The 12,178-nt window shown below is 35.5% G+C and carries 11 protein-coding genes; all 11 read right to left on the bottom strand.

Annotation, left to right across the window (positions count from 1 at the left end):
• Positions 1-46 precede the first annotated feature (46 nt).
• The 11 genes from WH267_RS21870 to WH267_RS21820 all read right to left on the bottom strand — a co-directional run bounded on the left by WH267_RS21870 (position 47) and on the right by WH267_RS21820 (position 12,178).
• The gene (locus tag WH267_RS21870; protein WP_340010984.1) at positions 47-2,944 is read right to left on the bottom strand and encodes an OmpA family protein; all 2,898 of its coding nucleotides are present in this window, start codon (positions 2,942-2,944) and stop codon (positions 47-49) included.
• An 11-nt stretch (positions 2,945-2,955) separates the two neighbouring features.
• Positions 2,956-3,444 (bottom strand): DUF4280 domain-containing protein, encoded by a 489-nt coding sequence (locus WH267_RS21865; RefSeq protein WP_340010982.1) that lies wholly within the window; start codon positions 3,442-3,444, stop codon positions 2,956-2,958.
• 2 nt (positions 3,445-3,446) lie between these two features.
• On the bottom strand, positions 3,447-4,508 hold the full coding sequence (locus WH267_RS21860; protein ID WP_340010980.1) for a hypothetical protein: 1,062 nt from the start codon (positions 4,506-4,508) through the stop codon (positions 3,447-3,449).
• Between the two features lie 13 nt (positions 4,509-4,521).
• Entirely contained in the window at positions 4,522-5,562 is a 1,041-nt protein-coding gene (locus WH267_RS21855) for a hypothetical protein (RefSeq protein WP_340010978.1), read from the bottom strand.
• A gap of 73 nt (positions 5,563-5,635) precedes the next feature.
• The gene (locus WH267_RS21850; RefSeq protein WP_340010976.1) at positions 5,636-6,583 is read right to left on the bottom strand and encodes a DUF2931 family protein; all 948 of its coding nucleotides are present in this window, start codon (positions 6,581-6,583) and stop codon (positions 5,636-5,638) included.
• 180 nt (positions 6,584-6,763) lie between these two features.
• Positions 6,764-7,804 carry a DUF2931 family protein gene (locus WH267_RS21845; protein WP_340010973.1) on the bottom strand — a complete coding sequence of 347 codons (1,041 nt, stop codon included), beginning with the start codon at positions 7,802-7,804 and terminating at the stop codon, positions 6,764-6,766.
• A gap of 81 nt (positions 7,805-7,885) precedes the next feature.
• Positions 7,886-8,146 carry a hypothetical protein gene (locus tag WH267_RS21840; protein WP_340010971.1) on the bottom strand — a complete coding sequence of 87 codons (261 nt, stop codon included), beginning with the start codon at positions 8,144-8,146 and terminating at the stop codon, positions 7,886-7,888.
• A 37-nt stretch (positions 8,147-8,183) separates the two neighbouring features.
• Positions 8,184-9,143, bottom strand: a complete 960-nt coding sequence (locus tag WH267_RS21835; protein WP_340010969.1) for a DUF2931 family protein — start codon at positions 9,141-9,143, stop codon at positions 8,184-8,186.
• A gap of 362 nt (positions 9,144-9,505) precedes the next feature.
• Complete coding sequence (locus WH267_RS21830) at positions 9,506-10,966, bottom strand: phospholipase effector Tle1 domain-containing protein (protein ID WP_340010967.1); 1,461 nt, start codon at positions 10,964-10,966, stop codon at positions 9,506-9,508.
• Between the two features lie 14 nt (positions 10,967-10,980).
• Positions 10,981-12,021 carry a DUF2931 family protein gene (locus tag WH267_RS21825; RefSeq protein WP_340010965.1) on the bottom strand — a complete coding sequence of 347 codons (1,041 nt, stop codon included), beginning with the start codon at positions 12,019-12,021 and terminating at the stop codon, positions 10,981-10,983.
• On the bottom strand, positions 12,008-12,178 hold the full coding sequence (locus WH267_RS21820) for a hypothetical protein (protein ID WP_165852175.1): 171 nt from the start codon (positions 12,176-12,178) through the stop codon (positions 12,008-12,010). Before WH267_RS21820 ends, WH267_RS21825 begins: the two co-directional genes overlap by 14 nt.

Genomic DNA, 12,178 nt, shown 5'->3' with positions numbered 1-12,178 from the left:
ATACTAAAAAGGAATACTGATGCATATAATATTTTTGTCATTTTATTTATTCTTTAAATAATTGAATTTCAAATAAAGGTACATCAAAAGGTTCTATTAATACGAATGGCATTGGTTTTCCTTCATTGGTAGAAATGCCGGTAATATCTAATATTTCCGTTAAGGTATTAGACACTTTCAGGCTTCCTAAATAGTTCCCCTCTACTCCAGAGCAAAACTTATTCACCTGAACATACAGTCCTTTAGCTTTTACCTTGGTATTATTTTTCTGAGCACTGGCTCCGCTATCAACGCCGTATTTTAACTTTAACCCTGCAGCTCCTTTAATATTAATATCAAGTTTCCCTTCTACCTTGGTTTGTAATCTAAAAAAATCAAATTCTTTTTTAAACTGCCCATTAATGGTTGCATTAAATACAATCTGATCCTTAATAGTAACTTCATTCTGGGCTGTTTGTAATAAATTTCCAATTTTATCAGTAAAAGAATGAGAGTTGGTTAAAAAATTAAATTGAATATTCTGATCAAGATATAGCCCTCCTACTGCGTCAAAAGCCCCTTTGATACTTATACCTTTAGCTACTTCTTTGAAATATTCAATTATTTTATTGTTATTCTTCTTGGTTTCAGCTAGCTTAGCTTTAGTAACTTTATCATTTGGCGTTTTTGCGCCTTTTATACTTTCAATACCTTTTTTCAGAAGATCTAAAAGATCAAACTCTCTTTTAAAATTAATAGCTAAAATAGGATTTGCCTTAATATTCACTTCATACACTAAAGCCAGTCTTCCATCTTTTTGCTTTTTATAAAACATCCCTGCATTAATTGCAATAGATGGCGGTATAAGTTCGGCACCAGCATCTTCAAGCCCTTTCAATATTTTCTGGCCTCCTTTTACGGCTTTTGATAACTTGGCGATTTTCCCTTCTAAGTTTTTCCCTCTTGTAAGGTAAATTAATAATAAATCTACTAAGATACCCACTACTACAAAGCCATATATAACTGCGGCGGCGGCATATTTTGTATATTGGGTCTGCCTGATCAGATTTGTTTCAGTACCCACTAAAGAAAGTGCGTCCCCTGTTTTCTCTAATGTACGGTTATGAATGGTATGAATACCATAAAAGTAACTTTTGGCTTCACTTTTAATATATTCCAACACCACATACTCCATAATCCATTGAGAAGGAAGAATTTTCGTAATTTTAAACAAAGTACTGTTTGTTATTTCATCAATTACATCCGAAATCCCCTGCTCTAGCTGAAATGTTTTACCGTGGAAATAATGGGGCATTACTTCTTTAGTATCAGTATACTGAAAATGACCGATCCAGATAATATCCGGATATACTCTTACTTCCAGGGTAGCATTTTTCTTACTGGCATAATAGGCACAGCTATTGATAAAAAAAGCAAATTTATAATCAATTCCGGACCACGGATTGAGATACCTCATCAAGATTCCCGCATAGTTTTTAGGGAATCCGGACTGCTGTGAAAATACAGTTTGTTTTACTTTGTCTCCTTTCTTCGGAATTAAGTCTTTGCCATTTGTTTCGTTAATATAGATAATGGTTTTATCATGCTTTTCTTTTCTGAAGCATCCTTTGTCTACACGATCAATGACATTCACTGTGATATCCTTGGCCTTTTTTGCGTCCGGACCGATAGTTTCATAGATCAGTGCCTCCTGATTATATTCCAGATAGCTGAAATCTATTTCTACTCTTCGGTTCTTTTTATAGGCATCTTCTGTTTTTCCGGTTACAGCAGGGTTTACTTCGCCATAGCCTCTTGTTTTAATTCTGCTTTTAACAAGCCCTCCCTTTACAAAGAAATCTTTTACCGCATTTGCTCTTCTTTCTGAAAGTGCCTGGTTGTAGTCCAGTGTTCCCCTGTCATCAGCATGTCCGGAAAGGGTCATATCCAGGTGCTGGTTATACAGCAGAAAATCAAGAAGGGTCTGCAGGAATGCTCTTTCCTCTGTACGAATTTCTGATCTGTCAAAGGCAAAATGTATTCTCCTCGTTACCAGCTGGGTTTCGGAAGTTACTTTTTTAAATTTGGTACTTCCTTCTTTAAAGACTACAAAATGTTCTCCATTATCATCTACACTTATTTCCTTGTATTTACAGGAATGGGTATTCTTTTGATTTTTATCGGGTAAATCAACTTTTGTCGGGGTATTATTAGTTGAGCTTTCTACTCCTTTACTTACCACTCTGTTCTGAATTCTCAAAAAACGGGCATGAACTTTATCTTTACCGTCAGTTACCACAAGTCCTGAAGCTGTTTTTACTTTTACATAAAACTCCTCTTTATCTTTGGGTCTTCCGATTTTACCATACCATTGGTAGGTATTTCCAATTTTCAGGTTTACCTGCCCGTCAATTACCTTTGCAGTATAAACAGACATAAGCTTATCATCGTTAAGACCTCCACCTCCTGTTACTACTTTATAAACTTCCACAATCAGGCTGTCTCCATTAAGGCCTTCTGTATCTAAATGAAGATAGATAAGATGTCCGTAGGAAAAGACATAAGTTTTCCTTTCATCTTCGCCACCTGGCTGCTTACACCATCTGCTGTCTGCAATTCTGGGTTCACACCATCCTTTTACATAAAGTCCTGAATTATGAGTGGTATCTCTTTTCCCCGAAAAACTGGCTTCTATATAATAATGATAATTTCCACAGTATTTTTTCCCAATCACAAATCTAAATCCGGATGCTGATTCCTTCTTAGTGAGCACTGAAAGCCTATCCATACTCTGGCTCATCCACACTACAGGTTTCTTTTTATCTTCAGCGGTAGTCCCCGGAAGCCATTGATCTACTTCAAAAAGCCCAGGCTGATCAGCCTTTAAAGTGATTCTCTTTCCAGGCACAGTCATAGCCGGATAATGTGGACCTTGAAATTTTATTGTTTTAACTCCTTTCGCCATTTTTTTTCATTTTAGATTACACCATCCTCTCCCTGGTGAGCAGGCTGATCTTTATACATTGATTCTGTATTTACCAAAGGATTGATCTGCTGCTGTACATCCTTATCGGCATTTTTAAAGTTCTGCTGGCTGGCTTCTGTTCTCTGGCCATGGTCTGTAATTTCGATACATGGAGTTCCGGCAACGGCACAGATGGCTTTGCTGTCTTCCAGAATCATATATCCGCCATTGCTTAGCTGTACTTTGTCATAGAAGTTCTGCCATTCGGTGACCATGATCTTGCATGGCGGTGGCGGGCCTCCGTTTTTGGTACAGTTTCCGAATGTATTTTTCTCAAATGTTGCTCCTCCTATTTCTTTTGTGGTAACGATGAGTTTTTTGGACGCATTTTTATCGTTAGCGTATTCTTTCTGATGGGAAAGTACTTTGAGCATATCCGGAGCCTGTCCGAACTGGCATTTGCACATTGCCCCCTGTACTACAATATGTTTTTCAGCCATGGTTATTGTTCTTTATTTGATACGTGAAGTCTCGTCAGATATTGATTTCCGAATTCAAGACGGATAAAGCTGCCATTCATTTTGAAGGTAACCACCGTTAATGCACTGGATGTATTGGCATCAACTTCTACTGCAGTCTGGTAAAGCTGTGCATTATATCTTGCAAATTTGGCTTTACATTCTGAGGGTGAACTTTCATTGAATACAAGCCCGTAAGGTAAGCCTGAAACTTTTTTATCACCATAATACTGTAGCGCATAATATTCCTGTCTGTCATTCATTTTAGCATAGATCAGATTAAAAACATCTTCAATATCCCAGCTTGAATATTTTCCTCCTTTACAATCCTCACACTCCGGTTCAGTGGGCTGTATCTGTAAGAGTTTTGTAAAGCTATCTGCTATGGTTGGCAGAGTGATAAACTGCTTTTTACTGAATAGTGCCTGCAGTTTTTTTGAAGTTGTTTTCTGGATAATTTTTCTGTTTTCAAACTCTGCCATCTGAGCGACTGCCTGTGCTTCTGCTGCTGCAATCTGTTCTGCTGTAGGTTCTGCTGCGGCATCTGCTGTAGCACGAGCGGATGAAGATTTTGGCTTCTTATAATGTAAAAGAAATTCTTTGATTTCGTTTTCTACTTTTCCTGTGGACTGGGTAAGCTTTACATCTACTTCTTTCTTTGACCATCGATCGGGAATGATGGATTCAATATCGATGCTTACTTTTGTACTTTTTTTGGAAATCTTTTTAAAGGTTACGGTCCAGCTTGCTCTTTCGATGAACTGTTTGGCTTTTGCACCTTTATTTAATGTCAGATTCAGGTAAGGATTTTTGTTGTTACCATCATATTTCAGATCAAAAAGATCAACGGTCGTTGAGAAATCATCAGGTGTAGCAGCGGCATCTACTGCAATAGGTTTCGTAAAGTCGTTCTGAAAATCAAAAATGATATTTTCCAAAACGTCAATACTCTTTGGTACGGTAAATTCTACTTTTTGTGCAAAAGATAAACTGCAGCACAGCATACCGATGAGCGTAAAAATTTTATGGTCTAATTTAAATTTCATTGTATTTGTTTTTTTATTCTGTTATAGCAGTTACCACCACTGATATTTTCTTTTCTTCTTCCTGCATAATACTGCATTCCAGATATAGGGATTCGGGAAGTAATGTTTCTCCGTTCAGATAATACTCTATTCTGAAGTTTCCCTCTTCATTCATTACCGGATCATCTGGAATAATCATTGAGAAAGGATATCCGTTGATCAGATCGGATACGGATCTTTCATCATTTAAATTCCCTTCTCCTGCTATATGCACTAGGTCATATTCGTCTTTTACCGGATCTGTTTCTATGTGGATTTTATATTTTGGTTCTATCGGGTTATTGATGATTGGAAAACCTTTTTCAATTTCAATCTGAAAGGTATTTCCGAAACTCTGATAGATTCCGAGAAATATCGTTCTGAGGAAATAATCATTTTTAAGATAAAGATTAATAGCATCTTCTTCGTATATAATTTCTTCTATCTTCCTGCAATATTCGTCTACGATTTCCCCTTCAAACTCTTTATAAACTTCTTCTCTTACCCTATCCCATCTTTCTTTAAAGGATTCAATATTTTCTACCTGATTGAATTTTCCATATTCATCTACACTTACCTGCAAAGGGTATAAAACCTTTGATGTTTTATAGGCCAGTGTATCTGCAATTTCATTGACTTCTTCCTGGTTCAGATATAGGTTTGAAATACGATCGATCTCAAAAAAATGCAGCTTATTCTCATATTTCAACCAACGGGCTGATGTTTCATATTTCAGTTCATTTTTATGATTTCCGGTTTCGAAACTAATGACCACCCCATATTTACAGAATGAGTTTTCCGGCCGAAAAACCAAACGGTTTCCTCTTCCGAACTTTACCAGTTTATTTTTATCTGCAACAGCTGTTCGCGGAATAAAAAGTTCCGTCTGCCTGGTAAGGTCTATAAGGATCATATCTTTTACCTCGCAGCGATTGTTATGAAATAGCTTTAAAGCATCTGCTTCTATCCCGTAAAGGGCAGCAATGCTTTTTAGATTTTCATTTTTCTGAACGGAATGTATATTAAACTTCTTCATAATAAACGGCTTCATTGCTCTTTTTATGAGCCCGATTCTTTATATAATAAATAACATGTTTTTTTACAGCTTATCATTCTTCATATTTCCAGAAATTATCCATATCTATTTTTTTGATCAGGATTTCCTTGTTCTCTTGTTTAAAGATTAATTTTTTATTATTCAGACTTCCGTCCATTTGTAATATGATCTCTATGGGTTTATTTTTATCAGCATTCTTAAATAACTCAAGCATTTCTTCTTCATCCGCATATTTAACTTCAAAAACATATTTTTCTCCTTTTGCATTTGATAATAAAAACGAAAAATATCTTGGTATTGCTCTTGCTTTGAACTGATTATTGGTTATTGTACTTCCAAATAAGGTTTCCATTTCTCCATTAAACATTTCAAAAATGACATGATCTAAGGTATACCCCAGAATCTGTATTTCCGGCTTCCATGAATACTTTTCACGATAGCTATCCCATAAGCCGTACTGAATCCCTTTTTTATTCATATTCTCATAAGCTGCGGGTACGGAACTGCCGATATCAAAGAACTCATTGGGTGTAATGTCGGGATTACCCGGTACATATTCAGCCATACTGATATTCGTTTCTTTTGCCTGAAAACGTCCTATCTCAACCTGCTGATCGTCTCCATATATCCATACCACAACAACTCCTCCAGGAGCACAGCCTACTACAATGTAGGAATAGTTGTCTTTAGCTCCTGTACGCCAATTGACAACTCCTTTACTGAACAACTCCTTTATCTTATCTACCGGCAGATCCCAGCTTCCTTTATAAAACTTCTTTTCCATGAATGAAGCCCAGGTAAGTTCCAATTTTACCGGCACTGCCTTAAGATCATTCCCCTGTACATGAGTAGAACCTACATGTCCCCATATTTCATTGGAAATTCCGGAGGATGGGATATAAACACTGCTTCCGTCTTCTAAAATCAAAGTTCCCTTATGTATATTCATAGGATACATTTTAGGTGAACTTTCCGTTGGCGTCCATGCGTATTTATTCATATTTTTTTGACATGACACCAGGAAACATTGAAATATCAGTATATAAATCAAGAGCCTACTCATACACAAATAACTGATTATCAATATTATTTACAATCATATTACCCATTCTACTATTATCTTTTCTTTTTCAACTGACTGGTGGATTCTGACATTTAATAATACGTTGTAATGTATCATTTACTGTTCAAAAGTTTTGGCAATAACATTTTTGAAAGGAAAATTCTGGTCTCCCTGTTTTAATGAAACATTGACAGACTGATCATCCCCTACATTAATACTAAGCTTTGCCGGTTCATTCGGTTTCAGAAGATGAAAGTTTTTATACACTTCTTCCTGTCTGAAATCAGAGGGTCTTGCATCTTTGGCAGAAGCTTTTGTAGCTTTATAAATTGCATTGTAATAATTCATATTCTCACCAAAAACAATCCTGGAATTATAGTGTTTTCCATTAAGTGACCAAAAGAATTCAATATTGTAAGGTACGGCTCTCTTTTTATCTCCTTGAGCAGAGTTGTATAACGTTTCTGCCTCAGCATTGATTGTTTTCACCGAAATATTCTCCAGCTTCCCTCCTGATGGCAGGTTTACCAGAGGTCCCCAATTGAACTGCTCTTCATAGGCTTTCCAAAGACCTAAAGGAAGTGTTTTGGTAAGGATTTCGTTTTTAACTTTGGGAGTGTATACATCATTGTTTAGTCCGTATTCGACTTTTTCCTTACGGCTCGAGTCTTCAAAAACAGAACTCCATTCAGGGAAGGCTTCTTTGGCAGTGAATGTGGCAAGTACTTTCTGAGCATCTTCCCCTTTCATCCATAGAACAACCATTCCTCCTAATGTAAATCCTACTTCTATGCGGTCATATTTATGAAAAAAACCATCTTTGCTGTTTTCATTTTTCTTATTGGCATATTCCGGATCGTCTGCTTTTTCGTTAAGGTATTCCTTGATCTTCTCAGCAGGCAGATTGAATTCTCCTTCATAAAATTTATCTTCTGCATAGGAATAATACCCTACTTTCATTGTAGCAGGAAGTTCTTTATCCTGTTTTTCATTTTTCACATAGGTTACTCCTCCATTTCCCCATGGTCCTCTCTGAAATCCAAGTCCGTCTATTTGAATCATTTTATTATCCTTAGAATAAAATACCTGGCGATAAGTATCTATAGGATAGTTTTCATCACATCCTGAACCGGTTTCATAAACATATGTATCGTTCATTGCATTCCCTTTTTGACAATTATAGAGCAAACTACTCAGAGTTGCAGATAATAGAAATATTTGTATTATTTTTTTCATGGATCAGCCGTTTATAATTTCTCTTCTTCCATCGTTTCTTGGGCCATGCCCTGTTTTTCCTGTTGCAGACCAATGTACATAATTATTGATGAGCTTTTTTTCATTCTCAAAATCAAGATACTTTTTATAAGAAATTTTGCTTCTTTCGAAAGCACTCAGATTTTTTGTTTCATCAATGTACTTCTGCAGCCTGCTTTTTACATAACTGAGCAGGTGAGTTCCGTTTTGTCCCGCCTTTTGTGGAATCTGAAATTTGAACTCCACGGAGGAGGTATTAAATTCCAATTTTTATATAATATGCTTATTTTAATTTATTTTTTTTCAAATCCCAGATATTCTCAAAGTCTATTTTTTGTATTGGAAATTCTTTATCTCCTTGTTTTAAAAACAGCTTTCTGTTGGTAAGCCCTTCATTCATTTGAAGAACTACTTCAATCGGTTGATTAGCATCTATCTTTTTAAATAATGAAAAGATTTCTTCTTCATCAAAATATCGTACTTCAAAAACAGTCTCTTTTCCATTTTCATCTTCAAACAGGAAAGACAATAAACGTGGAACTGCTCTTTCTTTAAACGGATTTTTGTTAATAGTTTCGTTAAATAATGTTTCCATTTCTCCGTTGTACATCTCCATCGTCACATTTTTCAATGTATGGTTGGGAATTTCTATACTTGTTCTCCAATTGTACTTTTTTCGATAGGTATCCCAGATTCCAAATGGAATTCCATTTTTCTTCATATTTTCATAAGCCTCGGGAGCTGACGCACTCATATCAAAATATTCTTTCTGACTGATTGTTGGATTTCCTGGAACATAATCTTTCATGGCCACTTGAGTTTCTTTTGCCTGATATCTTCCTATTTCTATCTGCTGATCATTACCATACATCCAGACTACAACAACTCCGCCCGGTGCCAATCCTACAACCATTGAAGAATAAGTTCCTTTCTCATTATTTCTCCAGTTAACTGTTCCCTCTTTAAATAGCTTTTTTATCTTATCTACAGGGAGTTCCCAACTTCCAGTATAAAATTTATTCTCTAAAAAAGATGCCCATGTCACTTCCAGTTTTACAGGAACAGCTTTTAGATCATCTCCCTGTGTATGGCTAGAACCACTATATCCCCAACCTGTATGGGAAATACCGGAACATGGAATATAAACACTGGTGCCATCTTCAAGATATAGATTCCCTTTATAGATATTCATAGGATATAAAAGAGGTGAGCTTTCTGTAGGAAGCCATTTGTATTTTTCCATTTTATTTTGACATGAGATTAGTGTACTTATGAAAAGTAAAAGGTAGATTATGTTGTTTTTAAAATTCATTTTAATTCTTAGATTTTAGGTAAAAAAGTCCCTGTGGGGAAGTATAAAATAAAGCAATATAAAAAATACTATCAAATCTACATTTTCTTTAAGCTTATTTTTATTCTTCATACATTTCCAAAGAAAAGTTTCTGCAAATACATAAACAAAAATAATAAAGAAGAGATATAGTGGTAGTTTATCCAATTCATACGTTTGTCCTTTGAAGTTACTTTCTGCAAACATAAAATAGAACCCTAGATAAGGAATCAATAATATAACAAGCCTAAAGAGTATATGTTTAAAAGGTATTTTCATGAATTAAATGCCATTACTCTGAATCTTTTTATCTCCAATGTTTTTTTATTAAAGGTGAAATGAGGTCTATATCCAATTTCTCCAAACATAGAGTTCCAGTGTAAATATCTGTTTCTTAAAAATATTAATAAATTATGATCCTGTACAATTCTATTAAATTTCTCGGTTGTTATTTTTTTTGTTGCTAATTGTTTTCTTAATTCTTCGATCTGCTTGTTTGTGTAATAGGTCATCTGAGGTGCTCCCTCTTTCACATATTCATCAAGTCTCTTTTTAACCTTTGTTAAATCTAAAGGGAAATACTCATCCTCAGTTCCATTAGGAATACGATAGGATTTATTTAAATTAATGAGATCAATTGTATTTGGATAGTATTCGTTTACCTGCTCACTCATAATATGCAAAGGAATAAAGCTATATCTATTGCTAATTCTTGCTCTATTAATATAAGTTTCATGCCAGGAATTTGGAGCGACTACCTCACTACGATGTACCCACCCCTGCTCAATTAGATTATTTAAATCATTATTTAAAGCAGTGTTGTACTGTTTATCACTCACTCCATCTCCCCATACGCTATCGAAATCCATTACCTGTTTATTTTCTGACATATTGTTAGTATAACATCCTCCCACATCAGAATGAACTCCTGGCAAAAAAAAGTCTTGTCCTCCCGCAAGCCTTACTCTTGTGAGCATAAAATTTTCTCTATGTTCATCAGAAGCACATAAATGAATAATCTTCTTTGCTTTTAAAGTATTTAAATTTAATTCCTCTACGTCATTATTGAAGTCTGGGTTTACCGTAATCTCGCTTGCATTAGGATCATAAGATGAAACCGTATCATAAACTCCAAGGAATCTAACCTGAATGGAATCATAATCTACTTTATCATTATCTAATATAAACCCCAACAACCCATTTCTAGGCTTAGTTTGAGAGACTTCAAATACAAAGTTTCTTGCAGCAGCAGCCCCTCTACTAAAGCCAAAAACATCCAGTATAATCGTATTGATTTCAAACCTGCCCTTAAGCTCATTGATCTTCTCCGCAACTCTTTGACATCCCCTCTGTACTTTGGCTATTACTCCTGTACTTCCTGCACCATAAGCAACTCCTTTGTGATTTGTTTTTTTATCTATGTCTCCTTGCAAGTCTTCGGTACCAATTCCTTCAATATATACTTTTCCTATATATTTACCTTTATCTTCCTTGTACCAATATTCTTTCCTTGCAACATTTGATAAATCATTTGTATAGCTGTCATCCTTTTTATTTGATTGTTTTTTATAAACTTCCTTTTCATTAGCTGAAGGCTTATATCCTGGCTCATTGCCTGCAGCTCTGGTATTGCTTCTGTTGTTTTGTGTACCATCGAAAAAGACTCCAATTCTAATGTCTATTTCACCTTTTGGCGGTGCCGGCGGTGTATAATCTCCAAATTGATTATTATGCATCGTTCTTTTTTTAATTAATTAGCTGCTGTTTCCATTTTACGGGACAACCTCATCTTTGCTTTCGTAATAGAAACCTCTCCCTCATCCGTAATGAGAGATAATACAACCTGGGTGTTCTTTTCATTTACTTTAATCGTCAGATCAATCTCTTCTTCTTTTCCTATTTTTCTGAATAATTCGAAAATTTCTTTTTCGTTGAAAGAATCGATCCATACGGCATATCTGTTTTTATCTTTATCACGCCAGTAAAAACCAAAATTTCTTGGAACAGCTCTTTCTTTATAGGTGTTATCCTTCAGACTTTTTGCAAAAAGATTTTCCTCCTCACCATTATAAGTAATAAATCCAAAGTCCAGCCACACTCCTCCTTCCGGAAGAATCACTACAGGTCTCCAACTATATCTTTCCCTGTATGTTTCATAACTAACTTCAGCCGGATATCCATCTTCCTCAATTTTTTTACGAAGCTCTGGTTTGAACGCTTTATACAATGCTCCCTCCACAAAACCATCTTTGAACATATATTGAGCATCCTTAATTGCATTTTCCTTAGTGATAAGGGTATCATGAGCCTGAAAAAAACCTAATTCTTTTTGGTTTTTAGGACCTTTTGCCCATAGAACGACTTTTCCCTTAGGAGCCAGTCCGACAATAAAGGTATTATAAGTCATCCATTTGCGGGTATCCTGATCTATAAAACCTTCATCAAAAAGTTTTTTGATGTTACTCTTATTAAGATTCCATTTTCCGGTATAAAACTTTTTTTCAGTTAAAGAATACCAGGTAAACTCCAGCTGATGTGGAAGATCCATTTTTTCAGTCTTTACCTTTCTGATATTTCCTTCATTTCCCCATCCTGTGTTCTGTGTTCCCAAAGAAGCATCAAAATCATAGGTAAAATCGTTAGCAGCAATAGCTCCTCTGTAAATTTCCACAGGATATTCCTGAGGTGCGGAAACTGATCCCAGCCAGCTGTATTTTTTGTTCTGGCCATTCATCATAGAAAGACTGCATAAAGCACCAAGCAAAAGGAACTTAAATTTATTTATTACCATGAGACACAATCTTCTTGTTACTCGCTAAAATAAGGTTTTCCCGCTGTGCCTCAACATTAATTTTCTTAGCCATCTTTTCCACTTTATTTCCAACATTCAGGTGATAAGAGTCTTTTACTTTTATATGAATATTGGTTGCCGTCTTGATAATTGCCAT

Origin of the sequence: Chryseobacterium sp. MYb328 (genome assembly GCF_037572595.1) — a bacterium.
Lineage (GTDB): Bacteria > Bacteroidota > Bacteroidia > Flavobacteriales > Weeksellaceae > Chryseobacterium > Chryseobacterium pennae.
Note: the sequence above shows the minus strand (reverse complement) of the source record. Positions and strands in the feature narration are given on the sequence as shown.

Coding starts and splice junctions, on each gene's coding strand:
- WH267_RS21830 (WP_340010967.1), bottom strand. CDS start 10,966: ATGCATAATAATCAATTTGGAGATTATACACCGCCGGCACCGCCAAAA.
- WH267_RS21870 (WP_340010984.1), bottom strand. CDS start 2,944: ATGGCGAAAGGAGTTAAAACAATAAAATTTCAAGGTCCACATTATCCG.
- WH267_RS21835 (WP_340010969.1), bottom strand. CDS start 9,143: ATGGAAAAATACAAATGGCTTCCTACAGAAAGCTCACCTCTTTTATAT.
- WH267_RS21845 (WP_340010973.1), bottom strand. CDS start 7,804: ATGAACGATACATATGTTTATGAAACCGGTTCAGGATGTGATGAAAAC.
- WH267_RS21865 (WP_340010982.1), bottom strand. CDS start 3,444: ATGGCTGAAAAACATATTGTAGTACAGGGGGCAATGTGCAAATGCCAG.
- WH267_RS21820 (WP_165852175.1), bottom strand. CDS start 12,178: ATGGCAATTATCAAGACGGCAACCAATATTCATATAAAAGTAAAAGAC.
- WH267_RS21825 (WP_340010965.1), bottom strand. CDS start 12,021: ATGGTAATAAATAAATTTAAGTTCCTTTTGCTTGGTGCTTTATGCAGT.
- WH267_RS21850 (WP_340010976.1), bottom strand. CDS start 6,583: ATGAATAAATACGCATGGACGCCAACGGAAAGTTCACCTAAAATGTAT.
- WH267_RS21855 (WP_340010978.1), bottom strand. CDS start 5,562: ATGAAGAAGTTTAATATACATTCCGTTCAGAAAAATGAAAATCTAAAA.
- WH267_RS21860 (WP_340010980.1), bottom strand. CDS start 4,508: ATGAAATTTAAATTAGACCATAAAATTTTTACGCTCATCGGTATGCTG.